Raw genomic sequence first — 1,673 nt, forward strand, 5'->3', positions numbered from 1 at the left:
GTCCAAGCGGGTGCAGCAAGACGCAATGATTACCGTGCGAGGCGAAACCGTAACACTCAACGGCAGCAACCCGGTGTACCTGCTTGGGACCGGCAAATACAACGCCGACAACTACACCCTGAACATCGGCAGCCAGAACCTGCTGCGTGGCCAGAATGCCGACGCCAAGGGCGCCGGTGGTGCTGTGGTGATTAGCCGGAAGTAGAGCCCCCACGCTCCCCCACTGCGAGCCTGCGGCGGGTCCCTGCCCCTTGCACGGAAAAAGGGCTGCCCGCCTGCGGCCTCCTCGAGGGGCAGGAAGCTACACGAAGTGAGCGACCGTGGGGCTAGTGCTTCGCCTCAACCAGCGGGTCCGCATGCCTGTGCACCAGCTTCCAGGCATCGCCTTCGCGCCTGAACACCTCGGTTACCCGCAGCTTGTTCGCCACGGGCTCTGGCTCACCCTTCATGCGGGCCTGCGCTTTTTGAATGCCCGTCCAGAAGGCAACGGTATCGCCCGCCGCCATGTCGAGAATTTCCAGCTGGGTCGTACTGCCCGCCTCAAACCGGCCGGCATCTTGCTGGTAGCGCGACCACACTTCCTGCGTGCCCCGCACCACCCCGCCGCCCGGGCTCATAAAGGTGGCCGGTGACTCCTGCGCCACGACACGCCCCAGTGGCGCCGCGTCGCCACTGACATACGCGGCTGCGACCTGCTGCCGCTCTTTCATCAAGGTTTTGAAGTCTTGCTGCTGTTTGCTCATCTTGTCTCTCCTTAAAAGGACAAGGTAAGCCTGGTGCGCGGGGTACGGCGTAGGACAAGGGATGACGAGGCAAGCGGAAATTTGCCCTCCAGGCTATTTGGTGGGGATTACTTAGGAACCGCCTACGTTTGAATGTCTCGCATGAACAAGCACCCTCGACAAAGTTTTTTGAGAAACTCGTAGTCGTCTTAAGACTAGCAACTCTGCATGGAGAACCTGAATCTTATTATTTAGAAGTCCATTTGCCAAGAGCGCTAAACAGGCGGGGTACCGCTTCAGAATAGGCTAAAACGACGTTGCTAGTGCGAACATTCCGATCGACCTCATTCAATTTCATATCTCTGTATCGCTGTTCGTTGGTGATCCAATATGCACGCAACTGGTCGGCGTCCAATACCCGACTGAATGATCCCAGATCCGGGACGAAATCTTGCGCTCCAGGGCTACCGAACAGTCTTTCAAATCCGAGAAGCATGTAATCCACAAAACACTCCGCATTGGATGCCGCGGCATCCAATGCGAAGCACACTCCGAAAAGATACTCACTCATCCAACGCTTGATCTCATGGTTGTCTTTCGTCCCGGAAATATCGTAATACCCACATCCGACTCCGGAACTGATGATGTCGTTCGACAACTGGTATATACAAAAACTCTTAATTCGTGATCGGGCTAAATCCGCGACTTCATTGACTTGTTGTTGAGTAACTGTTCCATCGGCCAGCTTGCTGTTCAGGTAGGAACTTCTGGTGCCAACTAGTTTTTCTACTGACAACTTGTCCACTTCAAGAAGAAAGTTTTTCCCACTATCGATGTAATTTCGGCGAAACAGAGAGAAGGCTTGCTGGGAAGCAATTCGCATCTGATGTCTTGCAATCTCTGAAGTCAGCCCTGCTATTGGCGCATTGGCATTCTCATAGAGTGCAAGCG

The 1,673-nt window shown here is 54.9% G+C and carries 2 protein-coding genes and 1 pseudogene; 1 reads left to right on the forward strand and 2 read right to left on the reverse strand.

Annotation, left to right across the window (positions count from 1 at the left end):
- The coding region (locus tag AC1D1X_RS22590; protein ID WP_477699255.1) for a hypothetical protein at window positions 1-205 on the forward strand (205 nt) is incomplete at its 5' end.
- Between the two features lie 121 nt (window positions 206-326).
- On the opposite strand, the gene AC1D1X_RS22595 is transcribed toward AC1D1X_RS22590, so the two are convergent.
- Window positions 327-743, reverse strand: a complete 417-nt coding sequence (locus AC1D1X_RS22595; RefSeq protein WP_477670547.1) for a YybH family protein — start codon at window positions 741-743, stop codon at window positions 327-329.
- Window positions 744-969: 226 nt separating this feature from the next.
- Window positions 970-1,673: pseudogene (locus tag AC1D1X_RS22600) on the reverse strand (hypothetical protein); the annotation flags it as partial.

Source organism: Polaromonas sp. P1_G4, assembly GCF_056405475.1.